The 26,164-nt window shown below is 64.9% G+C and carries 27 protein-coding genes; 10 read left to right on the top strand and 17 right to left on the bottom strand.

From position 1 onward, the window contains the following. The first annotated feature begins 56 nt into the window (after positions 1-56). Positions 57-710 carry an HAD family hydrolase gene (locus tag OU800_RS21615; RefSeq protein WP_268179398.1) on the top strand — a complete coding sequence of 218 codons (654 nt, stop codon included), beginning with the start codon at positions 57-59 and terminating at the stop codon, positions 708-710. A 371-nt stretch (positions 711-1,081) separates the two neighbouring features. Here OU800_RS21615 and OU800_RS21620 read toward each other — a convergent pair whose 3' ends face one another. Then, on the bottom strand, positions 1,082-1,522 hold the full coding sequence (locus tag OU800_RS21620) for a DUF2269 family protein (protein WP_268179399.1): 441 nt from the start codon (positions 1,520-1,522) through the stop codon (positions 1,082-1,084). 14 nt (positions 1,523-1,536) lie between these two features. Then, a complete protein-coding gene (gene ilvA / locus OU800_RS21625) occupies positions 1,537-3,051 on the bottom strand; it encodes a threonine ammonia-lyase, biosynthetic (RefSeq protein ID WP_268179400.1) in 1,515 nt (504 codons plus the stop codon). Positions 3,052-3,240: 189 nt separating this feature from the next. Here ilvA and rpiA point away from each other — a divergent pair, with 189 nt between their 5' ends. Beyond that, positions 3,241-3,912: a ribose-5-phosphate isomerase RpiA gene (gene rpiA / locus OU800_RS21630; protein WP_268179401.1), complete on the top strand. Its 672-nt coding sequence runs from the start codon at positions 3,241-3,243 to the stop codon at positions 3,910-3,912. 75 nt (positions 3,913-3,987) lie between these two features. On the opposite strand, the gene OU800_RS21635 is transcribed toward rpiA, so the two are convergent. After that, positions 3,988-6,198 carry a heavy metal translocating P-type ATPase gene (locus OU800_RS21635; protein ID WP_268179402.1) on the bottom strand — a complete coding sequence of 737 codons (2,211 nt, stop codon included), beginning with the start codon at positions 6,196-6,198 and terminating at the stop codon, positions 3,988-3,990. Between the two features lie 79 nt (positions 6,199-6,277). Between OU800_RS21635 and cadR the strand changes: the two genes are divergently transcribed. Together cadR and OU800_RS21645 are read left to right on the top strand one after the other, a co-directional pair. After that, positions 6,278-6,730: a Cd(II)/Pb(II)-responsive transcriptional regulator gene (gene cadR, locus OU800_RS21640; protein WP_268179403.1), complete on the top strand. Its 453-nt coding sequence runs from the start codon at positions 6,278-6,280 to the stop codon at positions 6,728-6,730. Positions 6,731-6,790: 60 nt separating this feature from the next. Further along, a complete protein-coding gene (locus tag OU800_RS21645; RefSeq protein WP_268179404.1) occupies positions 6,791-7,126 on the top strand; it encodes a YegP family protein in 336 nt (111 codons plus the stop codon). Here the strand turns inward: OU800_RS21645 and OU800_RS21650 are convergent. The 5 genes from OU800_RS21650 to OU800_RS21670 all read right to left on the bottom strand — a co-directional run bounded on the left by OU800_RS21650 (position 7,123) and on the right by OU800_RS21670 (position 11,691). Then, positions 7,123-8,037 (bottom strand): SdiA-regulated domain-containing protein, encoded by a 915-nt coding sequence (locus OU800_RS21650; RefSeq protein WP_268179405.1) that lies wholly within the window; start codon positions 8,035-8,037, stop codon positions 7,123-7,125. The genes OU800_RS21645 and OU800_RS21650 overlap by 4 nt on opposite strands. 62 nt (positions 8,038-8,099) lie before the next feature. Next, entirely contained in the window at positions 8,100-8,447 is a 348-nt protein-coding gene (locus OU800_RS21655; RefSeq protein WP_268179406.1) for a NirD/YgiW/YdeI family stress tolerance protein, read from the bottom strand. A 101-nt stretch (positions 8,448-8,548) separates the two neighbouring features. Beyond that, entirely contained in the window at positions 8,549-9,466 is a 918-nt protein-coding gene (locus OU800_RS21660) for an SdiA-regulated domain-containing protein (RefSeq protein WP_268179407.1), read from the bottom strand. Positions 9,467-9,546: 80 nt separating this feature from the next. Beyond that, positions 9,547-10,212 carry a fumarylacetoacetate hydrolase family protein gene (locus tag OU800_RS21665; protein ID WP_268179408.1) on the bottom strand — a complete coding sequence of 222 codons (666 nt, stop codon included), beginning with the start codon at positions 10,210-10,212 and terminating at the stop codon, positions 9,547-9,549. Positions 10,213-10,299: 87 nt separating this feature from the next. Then, the gene (locus OU800_RS21670) at positions 10,300-11,691 is read right to left on the bottom strand and encodes an FAD-binding oxidoreductase (RefSeq protein WP_268179409.1); all 1,392 of its coding nucleotides are present in this window, start codon (positions 11,689-11,691) and stop codon (positions 10,300-10,302) included. Positions 11,692-11,872: 181 nt separating this feature from the next. On the opposite strand from OU800_RS21670, the gene serA reads away from it, so the two are divergent. After that, a complete protein-coding gene (serA, locus tag OU800_RS21675) occupies positions 11,873-13,102 on the top strand; it encodes a phosphoglycerate dehydrogenase (protein ID WP_268179410.1) in 1,230 nt (409 codons plus the stop codon). Between the two features lie 78 nt (positions 13,103-13,180). On the opposite strand, the gene OU800_RS21680 is transcribed toward serA, so the two are convergent. From OU800_RS21680 to OU800_RS21690, 3 genes are read right to left on the bottom strand one after another with little or no spacing between them, the layout of a single operon-like run. After that, complete coding sequence (locus tag OU800_RS21680; protein ID WP_268179411.1) at positions 13,181-13,618, bottom strand: DUF4399 domain-containing protein; 438 nt, start codon at positions 13,616-13,618, stop codon at positions 13,181-13,183. Between the two features lie 37 nt (positions 13,619-13,655). After that, complete coding sequence (locus OU800_RS21685; protein ID WP_268179412.1) at positions 13,656-14,168, bottom strand: DUF523 domain-containing protein; 513 nt, start codon at positions 14,166-14,168, stop codon at positions 13,656-13,658. Positions 14,169-14,171: 3 nt separating this feature from the next. Beyond that, positions 14,172-14,789, bottom strand: coding sequence for a 2OG-Fe(II) oxygenase (locus OU800_RS21690; protein ID WP_268179413.1), 618 nt, complete (start codon positions 14,787-14,789; stop codon positions 14,172-14,174). Between the two features lie 120 nt (positions 14,790-14,909). On the opposite strand from OU800_RS21690, the gene OU800_RS21695 reads away from it, so the two are divergent. Continuing rightward, complete coding sequence (locus OU800_RS21695; RefSeq protein WP_268179414.1) at positions 14,910-15,674, top strand: hypothetical protein; 765 nt, start codon at positions 14,910-14,912, stop codon at positions 15,672-15,674. A gap of 192 nt (positions 15,675-15,866) precedes the next feature. On the opposite strand, the gene OU800_RS21700 is transcribed toward OU800_RS21695, so the two are convergent. Then, positions 15,867-16,808 (bottom strand): alpha/beta hydrolase, encoded by a 942-nt coding sequence (locus OU800_RS21700; protein ID WP_268179415.1) that lies wholly within the window; start codon positions 16,806-16,808, stop codon positions 15,867-15,869. A gap of 109 nt (positions 16,809-16,917) precedes the next feature. Between OU800_RS21700 and OU800_RS21705 the strand changes: the two genes are divergently transcribed. After that, positions 16,918-17,493, top strand: a complete 576-nt coding sequence (locus tag OU800_RS21705; RefSeq protein WP_268179416.1) for a DUF6436 domain-containing protein — start codon at positions 16,918-16,920, stop codon at positions 17,491-17,493. On the opposite strand, the gene OU800_RS21710 is transcribed toward OU800_RS21705, so the two are convergent. Continuing rightward, positions 17,490-18,503: an AraC family transcriptional regulator gene (locus tag OU800_RS21710; protein ID WP_268179417.1), complete on the bottom strand. Its 1,014-nt coding sequence runs from the start codon at positions 18,501-18,503 to the stop codon at positions 17,490-17,492. The two genes, OU800_RS21705 and OU800_RS21710, sit on opposite strands and share 4 nt — an antisense overlap. Positions 18,504-18,621: 118 nt before the next feature. On the opposite strand from OU800_RS21710, the gene OU800_RS21715 reads away from it, so the two are divergent. Further along, the gene (locus OU800_RS21715; RefSeq protein WP_268179418.1) at positions 18,622-21,000 is read left to right on the top strand and encodes a penicillin acylase family protein; all 2,379 of its coding nucleotides are present in this window, start codon (positions 18,622-18,624) and stop codon (positions 20,998-21,000) included. Between the two features lie 426 nt (positions 21,001-21,426). Here OU800_RS21715 and OU800_RS21720 read toward each other — a convergent pair whose 3' ends face one another. Next, positions 21,427-21,870 carry a hypothetical protein gene (locus OU800_RS21720; protein WP_268179419.1) on the bottom strand — a complete coding sequence of 148 codons (444 nt, stop codon included), beginning with the start codon at positions 21,868-21,870 and terminating at the stop codon, positions 21,427-21,429. On the opposite strand from OU800_RS21720, the gene trmL reads away from it, so the two are divergent. Further along, entirely contained in the window at positions 21,869-22,333 is a 465-nt protein-coding gene (trmL, locus tag OU800_RS21725; RefSeq protein WP_268179420.1) for a tRNA (uridine(34)/cytosine(34)/5-carboxymethylaminomethyluridine(34)-2'-O)-methyltransferase TrmL, read from the top strand. The genes OU800_RS21720 and trmL overlap by 2 nt on opposite strands. 891 nt (positions 22,334-23,224) lie before the next feature. Here trmL and secB read toward each other — a convergent pair. From secB to OU800_RS21740, 3 genes are read right to left on the bottom strand one after another with little or no spacing between them, the layout of a single operon-like run. Further along, positions 23,225-23,704: a protein-export chaperone SecB gene (gene secB / locus OU800_RS21730; RefSeq protein WP_268179421.1), complete on the bottom strand. Its 480-nt coding sequence runs from the start codon at positions 23,702-23,704 to the stop codon at positions 23,225-23,227. 28 nt (positions 23,705-23,732) lie between these two features. Further along, entirely contained in the window at positions 23,733-23,993 is a 261-nt protein-coding gene (grxC, locus tag OU800_RS21735; protein WP_268179422.1) for a glutaredoxin 3, read from the bottom strand. 1 nt (position 23,994) lies between these two features. Further along, entirely contained in the window at positions 23,995-24,408 is a 414-nt protein-coding gene (locus OU800_RS21740) for a rhodanese-like domain-containing protein (protein WP_268179423.1), read from the bottom strand. Between the two features lie 146 nt (positions 24,409-24,554). Here OU800_RS21740 and gpmI point away from each other — a divergent pair, with 146 nt between their 5' ends. Beyond that, a complete protein-coding gene (gene gpmI / locus OU800_RS21745) occupies positions 24,555-26,087 on the top strand; it encodes a 2,3-bisphosphoglycerate-independent phosphoglycerate mutase (protein ID WP_268179424.1) in 1,533 nt (510 codons plus the stop codon). Positions 26,088-26,164 lie beyond the last annotated feature (77 nt).

Genomic DNA, 26,164 nt, shown 5'->3' on the forward strand with positions numbered 1-26,164 from the left:
CTGGCAAAGCGGCTATTCTGGCGCGCCCAAAACATTTGCAGAACAGGTACAGAACCGTGCGCTTGGCCCTTTTCGACCTCGACAATACCCTGTTGGCTGGCGACAGCGATCATAGCTGGGGGGAATTCGTCTGCCAGCGTGGCCTGGTGGATGCCGCCGAGTACCTGGCGCGCAACGATGCTTTCTATGCCGACTACTGCGCCGGCAAGCTGGACGTGGTGGCCTACCAGAACTTCAGCCAGGCCATTCTCGGTCGCAGCGAGATGACGCAACTGGAGCGGTGGCACCGCGAGTTCATGGCCGAGGTGATCGAGCCGATCATCCTGGCCAAGGGCGAAGCGTTATTGGACGAGCATCGCTCCGCGGGCGACAAGCTGGTGATCATCACCGCCACCAACCGCTTCGTCACCGCGCCCATCGCCGAGCGCCTGGGTGTGGAAACGCTGATCGCCACCGAATGCGGCATGCAGGACGGTCGCTACACCGGCCAGATCACCGGCACGCCGTGCTACCAGGGCGGCAAGGTCACGAGGCTGAACGAGTGGCTGAACGAGACAGGCCACAGCCTGGACGACGCCTACTTCTACAGCGACTCGCGCAACGACCTGCCCTTGCTGGAAGCGGTAGCCAACCCGGTGGCGGTCGACCCGGACGACGTACTGCGCGCCACGGCCATCGAACGTGGTTGGCCGGTGATTTCGCTGCGTTGAGCCTCGGTTCGCCCTGCGCATCGTCCCTTTTTCAGGAGCTGGTGCGCATAGCGCACCCTACGAATCCGAGCGCACGCCGTGCAATGACGTAGGGTGCGCTGCGCGCACCGAGGCAGCAGCGGCGGACTGGGACGCCCGCCGCTCGTAGCGCCAGCGAACAGTCCGTCGGGCCATACCGAGTTCGGCACCACAACCTACGCCAGCCCCCTTGGCAGAAGCTGGTGCGCATAGCGCACCCTACGAATCTGAGCGCACGCCGCGCAACGACGTAGGGTGCGCTGCGCGCACCGAGGCAGCAGATGCCTCGTCACGCAGAATCGCAAAGAGGGAGTTAGCCCGTAGCCCGGATGCAATCCGGGTCGTAGCCTCGATCAGGCCGGCTTGGCCCCCATCAGGGCCATGATGACGAGCAGCAACAGCAGTATCAGCCCAGCATGGATCAAGCACAGGCGCTTGAGCGCTGTCGGCGCCGGCGTATCACCCAGCGCCCGCCAGGCGGCCAGACGACCGGCCAGCAGCAGGCCAAGCAGCATCATCAGGCCATAGAGAATGCTGCCCAGCAGCAGCCAGGTCTGCCCCAGCGGCCAGCCGGCGGTGTCCACCAGCCAGTAGCCGGTAATCGGCAGGCTCAGCGCCAACACGGCAAAGGCCGGCAGGCTGAACAGCAGGGTCACGCGCAGCTTGCGCGCCAGCACCGCCGCATCACCGCTGCGTTGCGCCTTGAACAGCATGACGCCGTGGGCGATCAGGCCGAGCAGCAGCAACACACCCGGGGCGCTGTGGAGAATGCGAACCAGCAGATAGTGTTCCATCAGGGAATCCTTGTTCAGCCCAGAAACAGGCGATAAGCCGGGTTTTCGCTCTCGTCCCAGTAGGGATAACCAATGGCGTCCAGCGCCTCCGGCACCAGATGGCGTTCGTCTTCCGGCACCTGCAGCGCGGCCAGCACACGACCATCGGCGGCACCATGGTTGCGGTAGTGGAACATCGAGATGTTCCAGCGCCCGCCGAGCTTCTGCAGGAAGTTGAACAGCGCGCCCGGACGCTCGGGGAACTCGAAGCGCAGCACCATCTCGTCACCCACCCCAGCGGCATGGCCACCGACCATATGGCGGATATGCAGCTTGGCCAGCTCGTTGTCGGTCAGGTCCAGCACCGGGAAGCCCTGCGCGCGCAGCCCTTCGACCAGCGCCTGGCGCGGGTCGTTCTCCGGATGGGTCTGCACACCGACGAAGATGTGCGCTTCGCGATCAGTGTGATAGCGATAGTTGAACTCGGTGATCTGGCGCTTGCCCACCGCCTCGCAGAAGGCCTTGAAGCTGCCCGGCTGCTCGGGGATGGTCACGGCGATGATCGCTTCGCGCTTCTCGCCCAACTCGGCGCGCTCGGCAACGTGGCGCAGGCGGTCGAAGTTGACGTTGGCGCCGGAGTCGATGCCCACCAGCACTTCGCCGCTGGCGCCCTGACGCTCGACGTACTTCTTGATCCCGGCCACGGCCAGCGCGCCGGCCGGCTCGGTGATCGAGCGGGTATCGTCGTAGATATCCTTGATCGCTGCACAGATCTCGTCGGTGCTGACGGTGATCACCTCGTCGACGTGATGCTTGCAGATATCGAAAGTGTGCTGGCCAATCTGCGCCACCGCCACGCCATCGGCGAACAACCCGACCGTCGGCAGCACCACGCGCTCGCCCGCCGCCATCGCCTGCTGCAAACAGTTGGAGTCGTCCGGCTCGACGCCGATCACCTTGATCTCCGGGCGCAGGTACTTTACGTAGGCGGCGATGCCGGCGATCAGGCCGCCGCCACCGACCGGTACGAAGATGGCGTCGATGTGGCCCTGATGCTGACGCAGCACCTCCATGGCCACTGTGCCCTGGCCGGCGATCACCAGCGGATCGTCGTAAGGATGGATGTAGGTGTAGCCCTTCTCCTCCACCAGCTTCAGCGAATGCGCCAATGCTTCGGGGAAGGCATCGCCGTGCAGCACCACCTTGCCACCCCGCGAACGTACGCCCTGCACCTTCAGCTCCGGCGTGGTACGCGGCATGACGATGGTCGCCTTCACCCCCAGGTGCTTGGCCGCCAGAGCCAGACCCTGCGCGTGGTTGCCGGCCGAGGCGGTGACCACCCCGCGCGCCAGTTCTTCGGCCGAGAGCTGTGCCAGCTTGTTGTAGGCGCCACGAATCTTGAACGAGTACACCGGCTGCAGATCCTCGCGCTTGAGCAGAATCTGGCTGCCCAGCCGCTCACTGAGCTGACGGGCGGGTTGCAGCGGGGTTTCCACCGCGACGTCGTAGACGCGCGAGGTGAGGATCTTCTTCACATACTGTTCGAGCATGGCGATTTCGCAGGCGGTCGGGCTTTGAGGGACTGCCGAGTCTACCCCAGCGCCGCGCAGGGCGACCATACGAAACGCACGGCTTTTAGGGGCAGACACCCCCGTCAGCAAGCCATTTACGGCTATAGCAAGTCACTTGCGGCTATAATTCGCGCCTTGTCCTCCCACCTTCCCAGGCATTCCCCCGCGATGAACCAGGATCAGCTGAAACAGGCCGTGGCCCAGGCCGCCGTCGACCACATTCTTCCGCGCCTCGACAGCAAGAGCATCGTCGGTGTCGGCACCGGCTCCACCGCCAACTTCTTCATCGACGCGCTGGCCCAGCACAAGATGGAGTTCGACGGTGCCGTGGCCAGCTCCGAAGCCACCGCCGCGCGCCTGAAAGGTCATGGCATCCCGGTATACGACCTCAACGCCGTCAGCGACCTGGAGTTCTATGTCGACGGCGCCGACGAGAGCGACGAGCACCTGCACCTGATCAAGGGCGGCGGCGCCGCGCTGACCCGCGAGAAGATCGTCGCAGCCGTAGCCAAGACCTTCATCTGCATCGCCGACGCCAGCAAACTGGTGCCGGTGCTGGGCGAGTTCCCGCTGCCGGTGGAAGTCATCCCCATGGCCCGCAGCCACGTGGCCCGCGAGCTGGTCAAGCTGGGCGGCGACCCGGTGTACCGCGAGGGCGTGCTGACCGACAACGGCAACATCATCCTCGACGTGCACAACATGTCGATCACCGACCCGGTGAAGCTGGAAGCGGACATCAATGCCATCGTCGGTGTGGTCACCAACGGCCTGTTCGCCGCCCGCCCGGCCGACCTGCTGCTGCTCGGCACCGCCGAAGGCGTGAAAACGCTCAAGCGCTAAACCGTAGCCCAGATGCAATCCGGGAACATTGCGTCAGGCATCCCCGGATTTCATCCGGGCCACGCAGGGTGGTGTTCACTTGCGCAACAACCGCAGGCCGTTGAACACCACCATCAGGCTGACGCCCATGTCGGCGAACACCGCCATCCACATGGTCGCCTCGCCGGCCAGGGTCATGCCCAGGAAGATCGCCTTGATTCCCAACGCCAGGACTATGTTCTGCAGCAGGAGCGCGTGGGTCTGACGGGACAGACGGACGAATGCCGGAATCTTGCGCAGATCGTCGTCCATCAGCGCCACGTCAGCCGTCTCGATGGCCGTGTCGGTACCGGCGGCGCCCATGGCGAAGCCGATCTCGGCCCTGGCCAGCGCCGGGGCATCGTTGATGCCGTCGCCCACCATGCCCACCACCCTGCCCTGCGCCTGGCGTGACTCGACCCAAGCCAGCTTTTCCGCCGGCAGCAGATCGCCGCGCGCTTCATCCACACCCACCTGTTCGGCGATGGCCGCGGCGGTGTGGGCGTTGTCGCCGGTGAGCATGCAGGTGCGCACGCCCAGCTCATGCAATTCGGCGACGGCCTCGCGGCTGGTCTGGCGCAGCGTATCGGCCACGGCGAAGAGCATCAGCGGGCGCTGCTCGTCGCACAGCACCACCAGGCTCTTGCCCTGGCGCTCCAACGCTTCCAGGCGCTGCTCCAGTTGCGCCGAGCAGAGCCCGAGGTCTTCCACCAGGCGATGGTTGCCCAGGTACAGCAACCTGCCATCGATCCGACCTTTGGTGCCCCGCCCCGCCAGCGCCTCGAATTCTTCCACCTCACGTAGCGTCTGCCCCTGCTGTTCGGCGTGCTGGGCCAGCGCCCGAGAAACCGGGTGATCGGAGCGCGCCGCGAGGCTCGCCGCCCAGATGGCATGCACAGGGTCGTCCACCTCTAGCAGAGGGAGACTGTCGGTCTGCACCGGCTTGCCGTGGGTCAGGGTGCCGGTCTTGTCCAGCGCCAGCAGGGCCAGATGCCGGCCATTCTCCAGGTAGACGCCGCCCTTGATCAGGATGCCCTTGCGCGCTGCCGCCGCCAGACCGCTGACGATGGTCACCGGGGTGGAGATCACCAGCGCACAGGGGCAGGCCACCACCAGCAGCACCAGCGCCCGGTAGATCCAGTCGAGCCAGGCACCGCCAATCAGCAGCGGCGGCAGCACGGCCACCGCCAGGGCGAAGGCGAACACCGCCGGGGTGTAGATACGCGAGAACTGGTCGACGAAACGCTGGGTCGGGGCGCGCGAGCCCTGCGCCTCTTCCACCGCATGAATGATGCGCGCCAGGGTGGTGTCGCGCGCCGCTGCCATGACGCGGAACTCCAACGAGCCGGCCCCGTTGATGGTGCCGGCGAACAGTGAATCCCCCGTGCGCTTCTCCACCGGCAGGCTTTCCCCGGTGATGGGTGCCTGGTTGACCGTCGAGCTGCCGCTGACCACCTCGCCGTCGAGGCTGATGCGCTCCCCAGGGCGCACACGCATCACGGCGCCCACCGCGATGCTCTGCACGTCCACCTCCTGCCAACTGCCATCGGCCTGCCTGACCGTGGCGCGCGACGGCGCCAGATCCATCAAGCCACGGATGGCGTCGCGCGCCCGATCCAGCGAGCATGCCTCGATCAGCTCGGCCAGATTGAACAGCACCATCACCATCGCCGCTTCCGGCCATTGGCCGATCAACACCGCCCCCGTCACGGCAATGCTCATCAGCGCGTTGATATTGAGGTTGCGGTTCTTCAGGGCGATCCAGCCCTTCTTGTAGGTATTGAGGCCACATAAACCGATGGCCGCCAGGGCCAGCACGGCCACCAGCCAGTCGGCGCCGAGCGCAGCGAAGTGCGCGACCTCGGCAGCCGTCGCCAGCACACCCGCCAGGGCCAGCGGCCACCAAGACGCTTTTGTCGACGCGGCGTCTGGCTGCTGCATCGCGCCCTCGTCCTCCACCTGCGGGGTAAAGCCCAGCGTGCGAATGGCGGGCAGAACCTGATCCAGCACCCCGGCGTCATGGCTGACGGTGAGTACCCGCTGCAGCAGGTTGAAGTGCAGCCCCGCGACACCCGGCAGACGGCCCAAAGCATCGCGGATCAGGCGCTCCTCCGTGGGGCAGTCCATCTGCTCGATGCGAATGAGGGTGTTCAGCGCGCCCGTCAGCGGCTCGTCGCTCGCCGAGCGGGTAGCGCCCTGGTGATCATGCCCAGAATGGTCATGCGGGACAGGTGTCTGTTGGTGCGTGTGATCGCAGCAGCGACTCATGGCAACTCTCCGTCAGGTCTCTGTTGCCGAGTACACACCCTGTAGTCACTATAGGGTCAAGCACTCGGGAGGAGATCGCATGAAAATCGGAGAATTGGCGAAGAAGGCCGGCTGCCAGGTGGAGACGGTACGTTACTACGAGCGCGAAGGCCTGCTGCCAGCGCCCGCGCGCAGCGAAGGCAACTACCGCCTGTACGGCCCCGAACACCTGGAGCGCCTGGTGTTCATCCGCAACTGCCGCACCCTGGACATGACCCTGGAGGAAATCCAGCGCCTGCTGGCGCTGCGCGATCTGCCCCATGAGAGCTGCGCCGGCATCAACAGCCTGGTGGACGAACATATCGAGCACGTACAGGCGCGCATCGACAGCCTGCTGGCCCTGCGCGATCAACTGAGCGAGCTGCGCGACCGCTGCAACGGCCCGCAGGAGGCGGAGGACTGCGGCATTCTGCGCCAGCTCAACGTCAGCGGCGGCGTGCAGCCGCTACCGGACGACAACCATACCCATGTCGGCAAGAGCCATTCGCACTGATGAGCTACGCTTCCAGAGCACCGCTTCGGCATACCGCCGGGCACTCAGGGAGAAACGAAAATGCCAGGTAAGTTCGAACTGAAGAAGGCCAAAGACGGCCAGTACCATTTCAACCTGCTGGCCACCAATGGCCAGGTCATCCTCAGCAGCGAGATGTACAAGGCCAAGGATTCGGCGCTGGGCGGTATCGACTCGGTGAAGAAGAACGCCCAGCGCGAGGGCGCCTTCGAGACCAAGACCTCAAGCAACGACAAACACTACTTTCTGCTCAAGGCCAGCAATGGCCAGGTAGTCGGGCAGAGCCAGATGTATGCCAGCGCCGCCAGTTGCAAGAGCGGTATCGAGTCGGTGCAGAAGAATGCGCCCGATGCACAGACGGACGACCAGACGGGCTAGTCGCCCTGCTTCCTGAATAGGTAGAACAGGTTGGGCTCGCTGATCAGGTACAGGTTGCCGGCATCGTCGCTGGCCACCCCCTCGGCCTGGGGCACGCTGCGTCTGAGGCCATGCTGGCCCGTCAGCAGGGACAGGGTGCTGATCGGCTTGCCTGCGGCACTGAGTTCGATCACCAGGCGCGATTCGTCCGACAGCGCCAGCAGATGCCCGGTGGCCGCATCGAAATCCAGACTCGACAGGTCACGCACGAACAACCGCGCATCACGCTTGGGGTCGGTATTGACCTGCAACGCCAGGGGTTTGCTCTCGTCGACATGAGGGAAGCCCAGCACCTCGAAGATGCGCACCGGGTCGCGCTCCTTGGCCACCAGCAGGCGGTGGTTGGCAGCATCATAGGCCAGCCCCTCGAAACCCTTGTTGCCGTTGAGCCCGATCCCCAACGAAAGCTGCTGGTAGTCCGCCGCATCGAGCACCCGTGTGGCATCGTCAATGCGCACCTTGACCAGGCGCTGCTCGCGCTCGTCGGCGATCACGTAGGTGCCGGGCGCGACGTACTCGATGGCCTCGGGATCGCCGAACCCCTGCAGGTCGATAGTGCGTTTGAGATCACCCTCCAGGCTCAGCTCGATCACTCTGGCCGGCTTGTTGGTGACGCTGAACAGGCTGTGCCGATCCGGGTCGAAGGTCAGCGCCGAAACATCGCTGATGTCGCCGATGGGCTTGGCCTCGATCACCACGCGGTAATCGCCCAGCCACAACGAGCGCTCACGCCACTGCTCGCCATGCTGCCACTCTTGCACGGTGAACCAGGCACGCTCGAAAAGACGGTATTGCTGGGCAGCCAAGGCGACGGCCAGCAGCGCCAGGCCGAACAGGTAGAACCAGGGGTTGATGGCAAGCAGGCGGCGCATAGGCCCTCTCACGAAAAAACCCGCCACAGCTCGTCTGTGGCGGGTGGGCGGAACAGCGGGAATCAGTTGATCAGTTCGACACGGTCGACATCGATCTCACGATTATTGAAGTCCTTGTCGACTTCGCCGGTCAGGCGCACCTTGGCGGTTTCCGAGACGGTCTGGTTCGGCCAGTCTTCGTCGTCGATCTCCACCTGGATGGTGCCGGTGGCGTCCTTGAACTCGTAGAGTTCGTCCTGCAGGCGCTTGACGATCTGGCCTTCGAGCACGACATGGGTGTCATCGGCAGCCTGCAGCGCGGCGGCAACGGTAGTGACCTGCGGGGTGGCACCCGGGCCGGTGTAACCGGTGGCGAAAGCGGCGGTGCTGAGCAGCGGCAGAACCATCAGAGCGAGAGCGGTACGTTTCATGGTGTGAACCTCGTTGTTCGTAAGTGACGGGCTCAGATTAGTGCCGCTAGCTGAAGCCAGACTGAATCGCCGCTTAAGCCAAGCTGAACGCGCAAGCCGGCTCAGCCCGCATCCGGCAGCGGCTTGCGGAAGCGGTAGAACAGATTGGGTTCGGCGACGATATAGATGTCGCCATCCTCGTCCATGGCCACGCCTTCGGCCTGCTGGATGCCGCTGTCCAGACCATTGAGGCCACCACTGAGGCTGAGGAAGCTGACCGGCTGGCCGGCACGGTCGAGTTCCAGCAGCATGCGCGACTCGTCGGACAGCAGCAGCAGGTGGCCGGTGCGCTCATCGACGCTGAGCGAGGATATATCGCGCAGTCCCAGGTTGCCGGCCACCAGCGGCCGCAGCGTACCGGCCCGGCCACCCGCATCGGGGAACGGCAGGCTGAACAAGCCCATCGGGCTGCGCTCCTTGCCGAGCAGCAGGCTGTGGCTGCGCGAGTCCCAGCCCAGGCCCTCGAAGCCCTTGTTGCCGGCATCGGCGAACCCCAGGTCGAAGCCGGGGAAATCAGCGGCATCCAACTCCAGATCATCGACCTGCAGGGTGAAGGTGGTGAGCTGACGCCGGCGCTCGTCGACGATGGCCATACGGCCGTTGTCCATCATTTCCACGCCTTCCGGATCGGAGAAACCGTTCAGGCGGATGCGGCGCAGGATTTCGCCGTCGCGGGAGAGTTCCACCAGCAGCGGGTTCTTGCCGGTGACGGTGAACAGGGTGCCGGTGAGCGGGTTGTAGGTCAGCCCGGAGGTCTCGTCCTTTTCCAACCCATCGAGCGTTTTGGCCTGGATCACCGCGCGATAACCAGGCAGCCAAATACTGGCGAGGCGGCTGACCAGCGGCGTGGAGCGCTCCTGCCACCAGAGCTGGGCGCGGTCGTCCCAGTGCTGGGTCTGCGCCAGCACACCGAAGGCCAGCAATGCACAACCCGTGAGCCAGTAGCCAGGGTGTTTCAGGCGGAAGCGGAGAGAGGACATCGCGACGACTCGACTGCAGGATAGCCATGCGACTCCCGCTATCGACGGGAGTTCCGCCGCAGTCAGGCGGCGGTCATCGCTTATAGCACGCGACTGGTAAAGCGGCTATGACCGACCAGCTCCAGCTCCAGTTCGTCGCCTTTGTTCAGCGCGCCGACACCCACCGGCGTGCCGGTGAGGATCACGTCACCCGGCTGCAGAGCGAAATGCCCGGCCATGTGCTGGATCATGCCGACGATGGGGTTGAGCATATCGCGGCTGTTACCGTCCTGGCGGGTTTCGCCATTGATGACAAGGCGAATGCCGATATCGGCCAGGTCCTCGATGGCATCCCCCGGCACGAAAGGCGCCAGCACGCAGGCGCCGTCGAAGCTCTTGGCGATTTCCCAGGGATAGCCCTTTTCCTTGAGCTTGGCCTGTACGTCACGCAGGGTCAGATCCAGTGCCGGAGCGAAACCGTTGATGGCATCGCGCACCTCCTCGGCATCCGGCCTCGATGACAGGGGTTTGCCGATCAGCACGGCGATCTCCGCCTCGTAATGCACCGCGCCGCGATCGTCAGGAATGCTGAAACCGCCATCGAGCGGCACTACACAGGAGCCCGGCTTGATGAACAGCAGCGGCTCGCTGGGCACCGGGTTGTTCAGTTCCTTGGCGTGCTCGGCGTAGTTGCGGCCGATGCAGACCACCTTGCCAAGGGGAAAGTGCACGGTGGTACCGTCGACGTACTGGTGCTGATAGCTCATTTGGGTTGCTCCGCAGCTTCAAGCCCCAAGCTGCAAGTATGTCCGCGCCCTGCTTTTCTTGCGGCTTGCAGCTTGCAGCTTGCGGCTTTAATTGAAGATCTTTCCGGGATTCATGATGCCATTGGGGTCGAACACGGCCTTGATCGCCTTCATGCAGGCGATCTCGGCCGGTGAGCGGCTGTACTGCAGGTAATCACGCTTGGTCATGCCCACGCCATGTTCGGCGCTGATCGAGCCGTTGTACTTCTCGACGATCTCGAACACCCACTTGTTGACCACCGCGCACTTGGCGAAGAAGTCTTCCTTGGCCAGATTCTCGGGCTTGAGGATGTTCAGGTGCAGGTTGCCGTCACCGATATGGCCGTACCAGAGCACGTCGAAGTCCGGGTAGTTGGCCGAGACGATGTCGTCGATGTCCTTGAGGAAGGCCGGCACCTGGCCGACGGTGACGGAGATGTCGTTCTTGTACGGAGTCCAGTGACTGATGGTTTCGGAGATGTACTCGCGCAGCTTCCACAGGTTCTGCAGTTGCTGCTCGCTCTGGCTCATCACGCCGTCGAGCACCCAGCCCTGCTCGACGCAGTGCTCGAAGGTGGCCAGGGCCTCGTTGGCCACGTCCTCGTTGAGCGCCTCGAATTCCAGCAGGGCGTAGAACGGCGTGCGGCTCTCGAACGGAGCCGGCACGTCGCCACGGCCGAGGATCTTCTCCAGGCAGCGGTCGGAGAAGAACTCGAAGGCGGTCAGGTCGAGCTTGCCCTGGAAGGCATGCAGCACCGGCATGATCGAATCGAAATCCGGCGTGCCGAGCACCATCGCGGTGAGATTCTTCGGCGCACGTTCCAGGCGCATGGTGGCCTCGACCACGAAGCCCAGGGTGCCTTCGGCGCCGATGAACAGTTGGCGCAGGTCATAGCCGGTGGCGTTCTTGACCAGGTCGCGGTTGAGCTCCAGCAGCTCGCCAGTGCCGGTGACCACCTTGAGGCCGGCGACCCAGTTGCGGGTCATGCCGTAGCGAATCACCTTGATACCGCCGGCATTGGTGCCGATATTGCCGCCGATCTGGCTGGAGCCGCTCGATGCGAAGTCCACCGGGTAGTACAGGCCCTTTTCCTCGGCGAACAATTGCAGTTGCTTGGTCACCACGCCCGGCTGGCAGACCACGGTGCGGTCGTATTCGTTGAAGGCGACGATGCGGTTCATGTAGTCGAAGGACACCACCACCTCACCATTGGCCGCCACGGCAGCAGCGGAGAGGCCGGTACGGCCACCCGAGGGCACCAGGGCGATCTTGTGCTGATTGGCCCAGCGCACGATGGCCTGCACCTGTTCGGTGCTCTTGGGGAAGACGATGGCCGAAGGCGCGGGCGCGTACTGCTTGGTCCAGTCCTTGCCATAGGTTTCCAGGGAATCGGCGTCGGTCAGCACCTTGCCGGGCTCGACCAGGGTCTTCAGCTCTTCGATCTGCACCGCAGTAGTCATCAAGTGAACTCTCAAAGGATTCATGGTCGCCCTGAGAACCATTCAGGTCGCAACCGAGCATTGAAAAAGGCGAACATGCTAGCATACGCACCCCGCGAATCGTGACATGCAGCGATCTGCGGGTGCTGGCTGATTTTCTCAGCCCTTCCCTGAAAACATCCCGTGGGACACAGGTACTCCGATGAGCAAGACCTCTCTCGAAAAGAGCAAGATCAAGTTCCTTCTTCTCGAAGGCGTGCACCAGAACGCCGTGGATACGTTGAAGGCCGCCGGTTACACCAACATCGAGTACCTCAAGACTGCCCTGTCAGGCGAGGAGCTGAAAGAGAAGATCGCCGACGCCCACTTCATCGGTATCCGCTCGCGTACCCAACTGACGGCCGAGGTCTTCGACTGTGCGAAGAAGCTGGTCGCCGTCGGCTGCTTCTGCATCGGCACCAACCAGGTCGACCTGGACGCCGCCCGCGAGCGCGGCATCGCCGTGTTCAACGCCCCCTACTCCAACACCCGCTCGGTGGCCGAGCTGGTACTGGCCGAAGCCATCCTGCTGCTGCGCGGCATCCCCGAGAAGAACGCCTCCTGCCATCGCGGCGGCTGGATCAAGTCGGCGGCCAACTCCTTCGAGATCCGTGGCAAGAAGCTGGGCATCATCGGCTACGGCTCCATCGGCACCCAGCTCTCGGTGCTGGCCGAAGCCCTGGGCATGCAGGTGTATTTCTATGACACCGTGACCAAGCTGCCGCTGGGCAACGCCACGCAGATCGGCAGCCTGCACGAGCTGCTGGGCCTGGCCGACATCGTCTCGCTGCACGTGCCGGAGCTGCCGTCCACCCAGTGGATGATCGGTGAGAAGGAAATCCGCGCCATGAAGAAGGGCGCCATCCTGATCAACGCCGCCCGTGGCACCGTGGTCGAGCTGGATCACCTGGCCGCGGCCATCAAGGACGAGCACCTGATCGGCGCTGCCATCGACGTGTTCCCGGTCGAGCCCAAGTCCAACGACGACATCTTCGAGAGCCCGCTGCGCGGCCTGGATCGCGTGATCCTCACCCCGCACATCGGTGGCTCCACCGCCGAAGCCCAGGCCAACATCGGCCTGGAAGTGGCCGAGAAGCTGGTCAAGTACAGCGACAACGGCACCTCGGTGTCCTCGGTCAACTTCCCCGAAGTGGCCCTGCCGGCCCATGCTGGCAAGCACCGCCTGCTGCACATCCACGAGAACGTGCCGGGCGTGATGAGCGAGATCAACAAGGTGTTCGCCGACAACAATATCAACATCTCTGGCCAGTTCCTGCAGACCAACGACAAGGTCGGCTACGTGGTGATCGACGTCGACGCCGAGTACTCCGATCTGGCGCTGGAGAAGCTGCAGCAGGTGCATGGCACCATCCGTAGCCGCGTGCTGTTCTAAGCAGCAGGCGGTAACGAAAAAAGGGCGACCCTCGGGTCGCCCTTTTCGTTTGGATGGGGGTGAATCCGGGCTACAGGATCACTTCACCGTGACGCTGATCTTCTCCGACATCACCGGCGGATCCAGCGGTACGTGGTTCTTGTCTCCCACCAGCAACTGCAGCGTGTGCTTGCCTGGCGGCAGGGTCACCTGGGTTTCGGTCTGGCCCTTGCCGAAGTGGCGGATGGCATCGGTCATTGGCAGGGGCGCGTTCATCGGCGGCAGCTTGTCGACATCGATCAGCAGGTGATGGTGCCCGGTACCCGCGACATCGACGCCCGCCGGCGCCACTCCCATGCCCTGGAGGCCGAACTTGACGGTGAAGGTCTGGCCCACCGTGGCGCCATCGGCCGGCTCGATGAAGTACACCTTGGCCCCCTCCGGCGCCGCGGTGCGTGGCATGTCGGCCCAGGCAGTGGCACTGGCGCCCAGCAGCAGGGCAGCGCAGAGAGAGATGGCATTCAGCGTTCTGGTCATCACGGCGTCCTCGAGAGAAACAGGGAAACGGTGGACTCTAAACGGCGCCAGACGTTCCCGTTTCGCTCTCCAGCGCCAACAAGGCCTGCCGTGCCTCGTCCAGTTGCTGCTCGTTGAATACCCGCACCCCGGCGCGACGCAACAGCGCAGCCGTCACCCCCTCACCGGCAACCCGCACGCCACTGAAGGTGCCGTCGTAGTTCTCCAGATTGCCGCAGGAAGGGCTGCGCGCCTTGAGCAGCGCCATACGGATGCCGTGTTCACGCACCAGCGCCAACGCCTGCTGCGCCCCCTCGACGAAGGCATCGGTGACATCGCCACCCTCGACGGTCAGCACCGGCAGGCGCCCATCCAGCACCTGTGCGCCCTGCCCGCCGGCGATCTCGGCGGGCGCCCTGGGGGTCGGCAGGCCGCCAGCCACTTCCGGGCACAGCGCAACCACCCGTCCCTCGTCCAGCCACTGCTGCAGCAGCTCGTAAGGGCCGTGGGCACCGCCGTCGTAGCGCACGCGATGGCCCAGCAGGCAGCGACTGACGAGAATCTTGTGCATGACTCAGAGCGGGCTCTCGCCACGGCGGCGGAACCAGCCGGTCAGCGACAGGCGCTCGCGCGTGGCCGCCAGCACTTCATGGGGCATCTCGGCGGACATGAACAATGCCAGGGTGCCGGCCTGCGGCAGCACGTCGTGCGCGCGACCATCGGCCAGGTGCAGGCGCAGCGCCCCACCCTGCTCGGGCCGCCAGTCGTCGTTGAGGTAGAACACCGCCGACACGGTACGGCGGTCATCATCACGGAAGCGGTCGAGGTGACGCTGATAGAAAGCCCCCGGTGCATAGCAGGCGAAATGGCACTCGAAGTCTTCCAGCCCCAGATAGAAGGCCTGGTTGAGCGCCTGGCGCAGCTCGTCCATCAGCCCCAGGTAGCGGTCGCAGGCCTCGCTCTGACCGGGCTCGAGCCACTGGATGCGATCGCCACGAATGCCCTCCTGCACCTGCTGGGCCCCGCCGCGACCCACGGCTGCGGCGTGCAGGTCGCCGTTCTGCGCACGGCGGTGGCACTCAACGGCCAGTTCGCGGGTCAGACCCTCTGGGGCGAATAGCCCATGTTGGGACCAACCTTGGCTGGCCAGGTCATCGATGAGAGCAGAAAAGGGGGTAGGAATGTCGGTCATGCCGGCGATTCTAGCAGCCCCCGGTGAAGCGCTCGACAAGCCAATGCCAGCCACTGAAAATAGCCCGCCGCCGAGTCCTCGTCCCGTGCAACGGTCAGGCGGTCTGCCAAGGAGTTTGCGATGCGCGTTCTGTTTGCCCTGTTGCTCTGTCTGGCCTTGCCGGCCATGGCCGACGACCATCTGCGCCTGTACCAGGCGGCCGGCTGGCCGCAACAGCGCGAGCATTTCAACCAAGCGCTGGACGCCGCTCAGCAACGCTACCGCAGCACCCTGCCGCCGGCCGTCTACCAGGCACTGGTGGACAACAGCAACCAGCGCTTCGCCGCGGCCTCCATCGACCGCCGTGCCGAGTACAGCATGCGCATGGAGCTGGCCAACCCCAAGCCGGCCCTGACCTTCTTCGAGTCCGAACTGGGCCGCAAGATCGTCGCTGCCGAGGTACGTGCCACCAGTAGCGACCAACTGGCGCGCTACGCCAATGGCCTGCCCCGCACCGAGGCCGATGCCACCCGCCGCCTGCTGATCCGCCACCTGGCCCAGGCCCTGCCGGCCAAGGAGGCCGGTGCCGAGGTCAGCCTGGCCCTGGCCGGCGTGGCCGCCGACAGCCTCAGCCAGATGATCCCCGGCCTGCTCAGCGGCGGCCAGGCACAGAGCCTGCTCAACGGCCAGCGTGAACGCCTGATGGCACAGATCGAGCAGGATCTCGACAACACCCTGCTGCATGTCTATCGCGACCTGTCCGACCCGGAGCTGGAGCAGTTCGTCGAATTCGCCCAGTCCGCCGATGGCCAGGCCTACTACAAGGCCGCCCTGGCCGCATTGCGCGCCGGTCTGGCCGTGGGCCTGAGCACCAGCGAGCTGGAGCCACCGCCGCAGGGTATCTGAAGCATTAAGTAGGGCAGCGCTCAGGAGCGCCAGCGAACCGCCCGCCAGGCCATGCCCAGCTTGGCACCACAACGCTCCAGCGAAACTCCGCCAGCGTACATCTTCGCGTGCGGATCGCGCCCGGTACGCCCTGCGACACCAACACCCATCGCGGATAAATCCGCTCCTACCACCTGTGCCAGCGACTCCAACCTACGCCAAACGCTCACTGAGAAAGTCGAAGTAGCGCCGGCGCAGCGCTTCGTTCTCGTTGGCCAGGTGATGGCGCGCCTCGGGCAGGCGCAGGATGCTCGGCTGGCGGAACTTGTCCTGCAGTACCTCCAGGTTGTGCTGCCAGTCCACCGTCATGTCCTCTTCACCCTGCACGATCAGCGGGCTGTGCGAGCTGCGCGCTGCCGCCTCGATGCGCGGCACCCAGCGTTTCAGTGCACCGACCCAGAGTGTGGGCAAGCTACGCGGTTGCAGCGGGTCGAGGTTGTGGACGAAATCGATGAAGGCCGCGTCGCTGGAATTCTCGCTGAAGCGTCGGGGTATCTCACGGACGAAGGGGCTGAGCATCAGGTAGCTGAACTTCGACCAGTTCCAGGCACGCGGCCGCACCAGCGGTGCCAGGAGGATGCTCTGGCCCAGCTCGGGCCGCTGGCCATCGGTGAGCAGGTAATCCAGCAGGATCGCCCCGCCGGTGCTCTGTCCACATAGATGCCAGGGCTGCGGCAGGCCCAGCTCGGCGGCTTGCTCGAACAGGCCGAGCAGCACCTGCTGGTATTCGGCGAAGTCGTCGATGCTGGCCCGTGCGCCGCTGGACAGGCCATGCCCCGGCAGGTCACAGGCCAGCACGGCGAGGCCCATGCTCAAGGCCCAGTCGATGACGTGGCGATACAGCCCCATATGGTCGTAATAGCCATGCAGCAGCAGCAAGGCACCGCGCGGCTCGGAGGGTGCCCAGAGCTGCACGGCAATCTGGTAGCCGGCAGCGTTGAAGCTGCCCAGGCGGCAGTCCAGCCCGGCATGGCGCGTCGCCAGGTCGAGGCCATAGAAGCTGCGGTAAGCCTGCACGGCCGGCAGATCGAGACGCGCTGCGGCCAAGGGTCGCAGCAAGGGGCGTAGCAGCTCGGGCTGGAAAGGCTCTGACATGGGGCTTCCGACGGGGTTCGCATGAGGCGAAGCGAGTTTCTCGATGCAGCGATATTCTGCTGCCGAGCGCGGCATGGCAAGCTAGGCGCCCGTTTGCCGGTCCTGCCCCATGCCTCGTCCATCACGCACCACCTGGATCGTTCTGCTGCTGGCCACCGTCTGCGCGGTGGCCTTGCTCATGGCCTACCGCTGGTTCGAGGCCCGCTATCTGCGCCCCTTCGACGAGCGCGCGGCGGTCTTCTCCGGCGCCGCCCTGCGCCTGCCCGAGGAACTGGCCGGCCCCGGCCCGATCCGCTTGGTGCATTTCTGGGATCCGGCCTGCCCGTGCAACGTTGGCAACCAGCAGCACCTGGCCGAGCTGATCGCCGGCTATGCCCCCAAGGGGGTGGCCTTCTACGCCGTACAACGCCCCGGCAGCAAGGGCAGCCTGCCAGCCGATCTCGGCGGCCTGCAGGTACTCGAAACACTCCCGGGCAGCGACGCCATCCCCGCCAGCCCTGCGGTGGCGATCTGGGATCGGCAGGGCCAGCTCGCCTATTTCGGCCCCTACAGCGAGGGGCTGGTGTGCAATTCGAGCAACAGTTTCATCGAGCCGATCCTCGAAGCCCTGGCCGAAGGGCGCCGCGTGGATGCCAGCAACACCCTGGCGGTGGGCTGCTTTTGCGATTGGCAGGCCGCCGACTAGCGTCCGCGCGGCGTGCCACCCTGCCAACGGCGAAAGGCCCGGTAGAAGGGTGATAGTTCGGCGAAACCACAGGCACGGGCCACATCGCGCACCGCCGCCCCCTGTTCGAGCAGGTGCAGCGCCTTGAGGCGGCGCACCTCGTCATGCAGGGCACGAAAGCTGCTGCCATGCTCACTCAGTGCGCGCTGCAACGTCGAATAGGAGAAACCCAGCGCTGCAGCGCAGCCTCTCAGGTCGCAGCGGGCCTGACCCAGATTACGTTCCAGCCAGTAGCGCACGCGCGCCAGCAACTGGTTTTCCACCAGTTCGCCCAGTTGCCGCTGCGCCTCTTCGCAGAGCACCTCGAACAGCCGCGCATTGGCACTGCGCAGCGGCCTGCCAAGCGCCCCACGCGGCAGAATCAAGGCATCGTGGGGCTGCTCGAATAGCGGCGTAACGCCCAATAGGCGCCGATGCTCGTGCAGCCGGCGCGGGGCAGGATGACGAAACTCGACGCCCAGCAGCGGCAAGGGCACCGGGCAGACCGCCAGCAACATCTTGTGCAGCAGCAGGGCCAGGCATTCCATCTGCTGGCGCAACGAAGCGAAGCCCCGGTAGTTCAGATCGATCACCAGGCGCACCTGCTCGTCGCCCTCCTCCAGCCGCGCGGCAAAGCCACCGGAAAGGATGTGCTGAAAACGCACGAAGGCCTGCAGCCCCTGGCGCAGGTCGGATGCGCTGAGCAGCAGGTAGCCGACCACATCCATCGGCCTTGGCTGCATGACCTCGGCCAGGTGCAGGCCGATATCGGCATCACCGCTGATCCCGGCAATGGCCTGCCAGAAGCGCGGGGCATTGTCGTGATCCTCTCGCGCCTCGAGCAGCGGCGAGGCCAGCGGTACCCCGGCATAGGCCCGCCGGTAGCTCTCGGTGGGATCCAGGCGTAGCGCGGCCAGGGCCTCGTAGAGCAGGCGGCGCAGGGTGGCGGAGTGCGTCAGAGCGGTGAATGCGGAGCGCTCGGCATCAGGCATGGCAGAATCCGGGGCAAAATTGACCATAGACTTTCAAGCCTGCTGCATTTAGTCAATGCCAGCGCCGAGGCAGCTACGCAGAATGCCGACCTGCTGCCCCACAAGAACAAGGATCTCGATGAAACGTACCCTCACCGCCCTGGCCCTGATCGTTGCCATTGGTGCCGCCGGCGCTGGCTGGTATCTGCATGGCAAACAACCGCAACGTGACGGCGAACTGGCCCTGGCAGGCCTGCATGCACCCGTGACGGTGCGCTACGACGAGCGCGGCGTACCGCATCTCAAGGCGCAGAATCAGGACGACCTCTACCGTGCCCTGGGTTTCGTGCACGCCCAGGATCGCCTGTTCCAGATGGAATTGCTCAGGCGCCTGGCGCGCGGCGAGCTGGCCCAGGTGCTGGGAGAAAAGCTGCTGCCCACCGATCGCCTGTTCCGCACTCTGGAGATCGGTCGCCACGCCGACGCCCGCGCCGCCCAGCTAGATGCCAGCAGCCCGTCCGTGCGTGCCCTGCAGAGCTACCTGGACGGCATCAACCAGTACCAGGCCAGCCGCCCGCTGCCGGTGGAGTTCGACCTGCTGGGCATCGAACCGCGCCCCTTCAGCGTCGCCGACACCCTCAGCGTCGCCGGCTACATGGCCTACAGCTTCGCCGCCGCGCTGCGTACCGAGCCCCTGATGACGCATATCCGCGACCAGCTCGGCGCCGACTACCTCAAGGTCTTCGACCTCGACTGGCACCCCGAGGGCGTACTCGGCACGCCCCTGGCTGCTGGCGACTGGCAGGATCTGGCCGCACTCGCCCAGCTCAGCGATGCCGCGCTGGCCGGCAGCGGCCTGCCGCAATTCGAGGGCAGCAACGCCTGGGCCGTTTCCGGCAGCCGCACCGCCAGCGGCAAACCGCTACTGGCGGGCGATCCACACATCCGCTTCTCCCTGCCAGCGGTGTGGTACGAAGCGCACCTGCAAGCGCCCGGTTACGAGCTGTACGGCTACCACCACGCCCTGATCCCCAGCGCCATGCTCGGTCACAACCGTGACTTCGCCTGGAGCCTGACCATGTTCCAGAACGACGACCTCGATTTGATCGCCGAGCGGGTCAACCCGGACAACCCTAACCAGGTCTGGTATCAGGGCCGCTGGGTCGACCTCGAGCAACGCACGGAAAGCATTCAGGTCAAGGGTGCCGAGCCGGTGCAGATCACCCTGCGCCGTTCGCCCCATGGCCCTATCGTCAACGACGCCCTCGGTCAGAGCAGCGGCAGCACCCCCATCGCCATGTGGTGGGCCTTCCTCGAAACCGACAACCCCTTGCTCGATGCCTTCTACCAGCTGGATCGCGCCGACACCCTGGACAAGGCCCGCGCCGCCGTCGAGAAGATCGAGGCACCCGGCCTCAACGTGATCTGGGCCAATGCTGCCGGCGATATCGGCTGGTGGGCGGCGGCCAAGCTGCCGCTGCGCCCGGCTGGCGTCAACCCGACCTTCATCCTCGACGGTGCCAGCAGCGAGGCAGACAAGCTCGGCTGGCAGCCTTTCAGTGCCAACCCGCAGGAAGAGAATCCGGCACGTGGCTATATCGTCTCGGCCAACTACCAGCCGGTGCCGGCCAGCGGCATCGAGATTCCCGGCTACTACAACCTGCCCGACCGTGGCCAGCGCCTGAACCAGCGCCTGAGCGACGCCTCGGTGAAATGGGATGTGCGCAACAGCCAGGCCTTGCAGCTCGACACGGGTACCGGCTACCCCAGGCGCGTGCTGACGCCGATTCTCGACGAGCTGCGTAGCGCCGCCCAGGGCGAGCAGGAACAGGCTCTGGTGCAGCGGCTGGCCGAATGGAATGGCGAGCACCCGCTGGATTCGGTCACCGCGACGCTGTTCAACCAGTTGCTCTATCAACTGGCCCACGAAGCCATGGCCGACGAACTGGGCGAAGCCTTCTTCGACAGCCTGCTGCAAAGCCGATCACTCGATATCGCCTTGCCACGCCTGACCGCCGATGCGGATTCGCCCTGGTGGCAACGCAAGGACGGCAGCGGCACGGCAACTCGCGCGCAGATCGTCGCCGAGGCCTGGCGCGCCAGCCTGTCACACCTGCGCGAGCAGTTCGGGGATGATTCGCAAAGCTGGCAATGGGGCCGCGTCCATACCCTGACCCACGCCCATCCGCTGGGCCAGCAGCCCTTGCTCGGTCGCCTGCTCAACGTCGGCCCCTTCGCCGCCCCGGGTAGCCACGAGGTGCCGGACAACCTCTCGCACAGGATCGGCCCGGCGCCCTGGCAGGTGGTCTATGGCCCCTCGACGCGGCGCCTGATCGACCTGGCCGACGCGAGCCAGGCACTGGGCGGTAATCCGGTCGGCCAGAGCGGCGTGCCGTTCGACGCACACTACGCCGACCAGGCCGCTGGCCATGTGCTTGGCCTCTATCGGCCACAGCATCTGAGCGAAGCGGACATAACGAGCCATACCCAGGGCACCCTCGAGCTGCTACCGCGTTGAGCAGCATGGTGCACCAGAGAGCAGCATGCCGCTCTCTGGTGCACCGCCATCATCCCCACGCCCCGGCCAGTCCTTTGCCAGGGCGCTCTGAAGCCCGCCAGATCTGGCCTTCTCGCTTCGGTCACGAAATTGGCACACGCCCTGCATAGGCTAAGGCAAGCCCAGTTTCGGGGACCTTGGTACAGGCAGGCCGGGGAATCCCCCTCTTTATTCGACGTGACCTCTGCGTCACATGCCGCGCGCCGCAACCCACTCGATGGGCCAGGCGCCACCCGTTTCGGGGACCTTGGTACAGGCAGGCCGGGGAATCCCCTCTTTATTCGCCGTGACCTCAGCGTCACGTGCAGTGCGCCGCAACCCGCCCGACGGGCCAGGCGCCACCCATTTCGGGGACCTTGGTACAGGCAGGCCGGGGAATCCCCCTCTTTATTCGGGGCGCAGCGTCAGTTGCACGCGCCAACGTCCATCCACCTCACTACCACGCCACTCCCCGCTCAGCGGGCGAGTCGACACCAGCACCAGCAGCAGATCCCGACCGTCGCGCTCGATGCGCCAGTTCACCAGGCCCAGGGGCAGCTTCAACTGCCCTTCCCGCACCCGCCCATAGGCATCCTCGAAGCGATATCTCAGCGCACCGTCGACCGGCTCGGCCTGTGCCTCTGGCGCCCGGTTGAACCAGAGCTGCAGCCCCTGCTCCCAGGGCTCGGCAGCCTCGACGCGCAGGCGCGGCGGGTCGAACACCCGGCCGATCATCACGCCGACAAGAAAGGCGATGAGCATGATCGAAGCCACGAAACGCCAGCGCAAACGCGGCCGCGGATCCTCCGGCGGCGTAGAATGGCGCCCGTCCCAGTGCTCGGAGTGCTGCATGTTTCACGTCATCCTGTTTCAACCGGAAATTCCGCCCAATACCGGCAACATTATCAGGCTGTGCGCCAACAGCGGCTGCCAGTTGCACCTGATCGAGCCATTGGGCTTCGAGCTGGACGACAAGCGCCTGCGCCGCGCCGGCCTGGATTATCACGAATACGCCACGCTCAAGCGCCACGCGGATCTGCAGAGCTGCCTCGACAGCCTCGGCCAACCGCGCCTGTTCGCCTTCACCACCAAGGGTTCGCAGCCGTTCCACGAGATTGCCTACCAGCCAGGCGATGCTTTCCTGTTCGGCCCGGAGAGCCGTGGCCTGCCGGAGGAAGTGCGCAACGCCCTGCCGCCCGGGCAACGCGTGCGCCTGCCGATGCGCGCCGGCTGTCGCAGCCTGAACCTGTCCAATACCGTGGCGGTGACCGTCTACGAAGCCTGGCGGCAGAATGGCTTTGCCGACGCCGATTGAGGCGGCAGGCGGGCAAGTTTGCTTTTTTTCAGTGACTTGGACGCCGCTTCGGTGTTTTCGGAAACTCCTTGTTTCGCCCCCTCGGGCGACTCACTTTTCTTTGAGCTGCGCAAAGAAAAGTAAGCAAAAGAAACGCACCCCCGCCATCCGGAACTAGGCGTCCCCGTCATGCTTCGCTCGACTTCCCTCACTCCGGCATCGCTCCGGGGTCGGCTTACAAGGGCCATCCCTGGCCCTTTAAGCCTCTCGCGGCATCCATGCCGCTCGCCCCCTGCGCAATGCCTGCGTTCGGCCTCCTGAAGGGGGAATTTGCGCGCCTGAACGAACAGGTGTGCCAGGCTAGTCCTGCGTGCTCTGGCGGCTGTGAAGTCGCGATGTGGCTGTTGAATTAAACCAATAGTTTCATTCGCGCAGTTTCATTCGCTTGAATAGCTTGCCGGCCTTCAGCCGGCATTCTGGTCAGCCCTACGGCTGACCTCATACTCAAGCACTCCATGCTGATTCTGGGTTACCTCGGGTTCAGGCGCGTGCAGAGCCCGCCCAGGAGGGCGAACGGAATCGTCGTGGAAGAGGTTGAGCGACATGGATGTCGCGAGAGCCGCGATGGGCCAGGGATGGCCCACCGCGGCGGGCCTCTGGAGCGGCGATGGAGTGAGCGAACCCTGGCGAAGCCAGGGCCGGATGATCGGGCGGAGGGTTTGGTTACTTTGCCCGCAAAGTGACTCGCCCGGGAGGGCGAAACCAAAGACATCAGCAAAAACGCGGCAATTCGGAACAAACACCCGAACAACCAACAAGCCGACACCCCACACAAAACTTGCCAGTCCAGCATGACGCCACAAAACGCAAAAAGCGCCCCGAAGGGCGCTTTCTCACTCAACCAACATGCTCTTACTGAACAGTGGTCTCGCCAGCCTGCTGCATGCGCTGCAGCTCCTGGGCGTACAGAGCATCGAAGTTCACCGGCGACAGCATCAGCGCCGGGAAGGAGCCGCGGGTCACCAGGCTGTCCAGTGCTTCACGGGCATAAGGGAACAGGATGTTCGGGCAGAAGGCGCCGAGGGTGTGGCTCATGGAGGCGCCATCGAGGCCCTTGATCAGGAAGATACCAGCCTGCTGCACTTCGGCGATGAAGGCGACTTCTTCACCGTTCTTCACGGTCACCGACAGCGTCAGCACCACTTCGTGGAAGTCACCTTCCAGGGCCTTCTGGCGGGTGTTGAGATCCAGACCGACGCTCGGCGTCCACTCCTGACGGAAGATTTCCGGGCTCTTCGGCGCCTCGAAGGACAGATCCTTGACGTAGATGCGCTGCAGGGAGAACTGAGGGGTCTGCTCGGCGGCGGCGCCGCTGTTGGCTTGCTCGGTCATGGCGTTGGCCTTCCTTAACGTTGAGGTTTCAAGCGGGGCTCTGCAGCAGGGCGTCGAGCTTGCCGGCGCGCTCCAGGGCATAGAGGTCGTCACAGCCACCCACGTGGGTGCTGCCGATCCAGATTTGCGGTACCGAGGTGCGCCCGGCCTTGCGGGTCATCTCCGCGCGCACGGCCGGCTGGCCATCGACGCGAATCTCCTCGTAATCCACCCCTTTGCTGGCCAGCAGTTGCTTGGCCCGTACGCAGAAGGGGCACCAGTCGCTGGAGTAGATGACCACCTGGGCCATGTCACTTCACCAGCGGCAGGTTGTCACCACGCCAGGTGGCGATGCCACCGGAGAGTTTGGCAGCGGTGAAACCGGCTTTCTTCAGCTCGCGCGCGATGCTGCCGGCCTGCTGGCCCATGGCATCGACGATGACGATGGTCTTGGCCTTGTGCTTTTCCAGCTCGGCGATACGCGCGTTCACCTTCTCGTAGGGAATGTGCAGCGAATCGACGATATGCCCGGCGGAGAAATCCTTCTGCGAACGCACGTCGAGTACCACGCCCTGGTCGCTGTTGACCAGCGCGGTCAGCTCGCGAGTGGACAGGCTCTGCCCGCCCTTGCGCATTTCGGTGACGATCAGCAGCACCAGCAGAACCACGAAGGTTCCGGCCAATACGTAGTGGTTGGTGACGAACTCAATCAGGTTGGCGAACATCTATAAGACCCAGGACGGTAAAATGCCGGCCAGTATACACAGCCCCACAGGTCGGCCAAACCCCGTCCGGCAGTGACGTGCCAGGCGCTTGACCGTAGAATGCCCGGCCTTGTCTTCCGCCAATCGACCCAGAGCGAGCCAGCTAAATGAGCGCCACGCCCAAACCCTTGGTTCTGATCATCCTCGACGGCTTCGGTCACAGCGACAAACCCGAATACAACGCCATTTATGCGGCCAACACACCGGTCTACGATCGCCTGCGCGCCACCTACCCACACGGCCTGATCTCCGGCAGCGGCATGGATGTCGGCCTGCCGGACGGGCAGATGGGCAACTCCGAAGTCGGTCACATGAACCTCGGTGCCGGGCGCGTGGTGTACCAGGACTTCACCCGCGTGACCAAGGCGATCCGCGACGGCGAATTCTTCGACAACGCCACGATCAACCAGGCCGTGGACAAGGCCGTGGCTGCCGGCAAGGCCGTGCACATCCTCGGCCTGCTCTCCGATGGTGGCGTGCACAGCCACCAGGATCACATCGTCGCCATGGCCGAACTGGCCGCCAAACGCGGCGCCGAGAAGATCTACCTGCACGCCTTCCTCGATGGCCGCGACACCCCGCCGAAGAGCGCGCAACCCTCCATCGAACTGCTTGACGCCACCTTCGCCCGCCTCGGCAAGGGCCGTATCGCCAGCCTCACCGGCCGCTACTTCGCCATGGATCGCGACAACCGCTGGGATCGCGTCGAACAGGCCTACCACCTGATCGTCGACGGCGCTGGCCAGTTCAAGGCTGCCTCAGCCGTGGAGGGCCTGCAGGCTGCCTACGAGCGTGGCGAGAGCGACGAGTTCGTCAAGGCCACCAGCATCGGTGAGCCGGTACGGGTCGAGGACGGCGACGCCGTGGTATTCATGAACTTCCGCGCCGACCGTGCCCGCGAACTGACCCGCGCCTTCGTCGAGCCCGGTTTCAAGGAATTCGAGCGCAAGCGTGCGCCACAGGTCAGCTTCGTCATGCTCACCCAGTACGCGGCGAGCATACCGGCACCGGCGGCCTTCGCCCCGGAGGCGCTGACCAACGTGCTCGGCGAGTACCTGGCGAAGAACGGCAAGACCCAGCTACGCATCGCCGAAACCGAGAAATACGCCCACGTCACCTTCTTCTTCTCCGGCGGCCGCGAAGAGCCGTTCGAGGGCGAAGAGCGCATCCTGATTCCCTCGCCGAACGTCGCCACCTACGACCTCAAGCCGGAAATGAGCGCACCGGAAGTCACCGACAAGATAGTCGACGCCATCGAGAACCAGCGTTATGACGTGATCATCGTCAACTACGCCAACGGCGACATGGTCGGCCACACCGGCGTGTTCGAGGCGGCGGTCAAGGCCGTGGAAACCCTCGACACCTGCGTCGGCCGCATCACCGAAGCGCTGGAAAAGGTCGGCGGCGAGGCGCTGATCACCGCCGACCACGGCAACGTCGAGCAGATGGAAGACGAGTGCACCGGCCAGGCGCACACCGCCCATACCTGCGAGCCAGTGCCGTTCATCTACGTCGGCAAGCGCCCGGCGCGCATCCGCGAAGGCGGCGTGCTGGCCGACGTGGCGCCCACCCTGCTCAAACTGATGGGCCTGCCGCAACCGAGCGAAATGACCGGCAAGCCCATCGTCGAGCTGCAATAAGAGCAGCTTCAGGCCACGAGAATCGTAGCCCGGATGCAATCCGGGGAGTCCGCTCCCGGATTGCATCCGGGCTACCC

The sequence above is a fragment of the Pseudomonas sp. GOM7 genome (assembly GCF_026723825.1).
Lineage (GTDB): Bacteria > Pseudomonadota > Gammaproteobacteria > Pseudomonadales > Pseudomonadaceae > Aquipseudomonas.

Excerpts from the sequence above, each read along its gene's own strand:
- OU800_RS21695 (WP_268179414.1), top strand. The coding sequence starts at position 14,910 with ATGCGCGTTCTGTTTGCCCTGTTGCTCTGTCTGGCCTTGCCGGCCATG.
- OU800_RS21685 (WP_268179412.1), bottom strand. The coding sequence starts at position 14,168 with ATGCACAAGATTCTCGTCAGTCGCTGCCTGCTGGGCCATCGCGTGCGC.
- OU800_RS21715 (WP_268179418.1), top strand. The coding sequence starts at position 18,622 with ATGAAACGTACCCTCACCGCCCTGGCCCTGATCGTTGCCATTGGTGCC.
- secB (WP_268179421.1), bottom strand. The coding sequence starts at position 23,704 with ATGACCGAGCAAGCCAACAGCGGCGCCGCCGCCGAGCAGACCCCTCAG.
- OU800_RS21680 (WP_268179411.1), bottom strand. The coding sequence starts at position 13,618 with ATGACCAGAACGCTGAATGCCATCTCTCTCTGCGCTGCCCTGCTGCTG.
- OU800_RS21635 (WP_268179402.1), bottom strand. The coding sequence starts at position 6,198 with ATGAGTCGCTGCTGCGATCACACGCACCAACAGACACCTGTCCCGCAT.
- trmL (WP_268179420.1), top strand. The coding sequence starts at position 21,869 with ATGTTTCACGTCATCCTGTTTCAACCGGAAATTCCGCCCAATACCGGC.
- cadR (WP_268179403.1), top strand. The coding sequence starts at position 6,278 with ATGAAAATCGGAGAATTGGCGAAGAAGGCCGGCTGCCAGGTGGAGACG.
- OU800_RS21645 (WP_268179404.1), top strand. The coding sequence starts at position 6,791 with ATGCCAGGTAAGTTCGAACTGAAGAAGGCCAAAGACGGCCAGTACCAT.
- OU800_RS21670 (WP_268179409.1), bottom strand. The coding sequence starts at position 11,691 with ATGACTACTGCGGTGCAGATCGAAGAGCTGAAGACCCTGGTCGAGCCC.
- OU800_RS21620 (WP_268179399.1), bottom strand. The coding sequence starts at position 1,522 with ATGGAACACTATCTGCTGGTTCGCATTCTCCACAGCGCCCCGGGTGTG.
- OU800_RS21720 (WP_268179419.1), bottom strand. The coding sequence starts at position 21,870 with ATGCAGCACTCCGAGCACTGGGACGGGCGCCATTCTACGCCGCCGGAG.
- OU800_RS21650 (WP_268179405.1), bottom strand. The coding sequence starts at position 8,037 with ATGCGCCGCCTGCTTGCCATCAACCCCTGGTTCTACCTGTTCGGCCTG.
- OU800_RS21655 (WP_268179406.1), bottom strand. The coding sequence starts at position 8,447 with ATGAAACGTACCGCTCTCGCTCTGATGGTTCTGCCGCTGCTCAGCACC.
- OU800_RS21705 (WP_268179416.1), top strand. The coding sequence starts at position 16,918 with ATGCCTCGTCCATCACGCACCACCTGGATCGTTCTGCTGCTGGCCACC.
- serA (WP_268179410.1), top strand. The coding sequence starts at position 11,873 with ATGAGCAAGACCTCTCTCGAAAAGAGCAAGATCAAGTTCCTTCTTCTC.
- OU800_RS21710 (WP_268179417.1), bottom strand. The coding sequence starts at position 18,503 with ATGCCTGATGCCGAGCGCTCCGCATTCACCGCTCTGACGCACTCCGCC.
- OU800_RS21700 (WP_268179415.1), bottom strand. The coding sequence starts at position 16,808 with ATGTCAGAGCCTTTCCAGCCCGAGCTGCTACGCCCCTTGCTGCGACCC.
- OU800_RS21740 (WP_268179423.1), bottom strand. The coding sequence starts at position 24,408 with ATGTTCGCCAACCTGATTGAGTTCGTCACCAACCACTACGTATTGGCC.
- ilvA (WP_268179400.1), bottom strand. The coding sequence starts at position 3,051 with ATGCTCGAACAGTATGTGAAGAAGATCCTCACCTCGCGCGTCTACGAC.
- OU800_RS21665 (WP_268179408.1), bottom strand. The coding sequence starts at position 10,212 with ATGAGCTATCAGCACCAGTACGTCGACGGTACCACCGTGCACTTTCCC.
- OU800_RS21690 (WP_268179413.1), bottom strand. The coding sequence starts at position 14,789 with ATGACCGACATTCCTACCCCCTTTTCTGCTCTCATCGATGACCTGGCC.
- OU800_RS21660 (WP_268179407.1), bottom strand. The coding sequence starts at position 9,466 with ATGTCCTCTCTCCGCTTCCGCCTGAAACACCCTGGCTACTGGCTCACG.
- gpmI (WP_268179424.1), top strand. The coding sequence starts at position 24,555 with ATGAGCGCCACGCCCAAACCCTTGGTTCTGATCATCCTCGACGGCTTC.
- rpiA (WP_268179401.1), top strand. The coding sequence starts at position 3,241 with ATGAACCAGGATCAGCTGAAACAGGCCGTGGCCCAGGCCGCCGTCGAC.
- grxC (WP_268179422.1), bottom strand. The coding sequence starts at position 23,993 with ATGGCCCAGGTGGTCATCTACTCCAGCGACTGGTGCCCCTTCTGCGTA.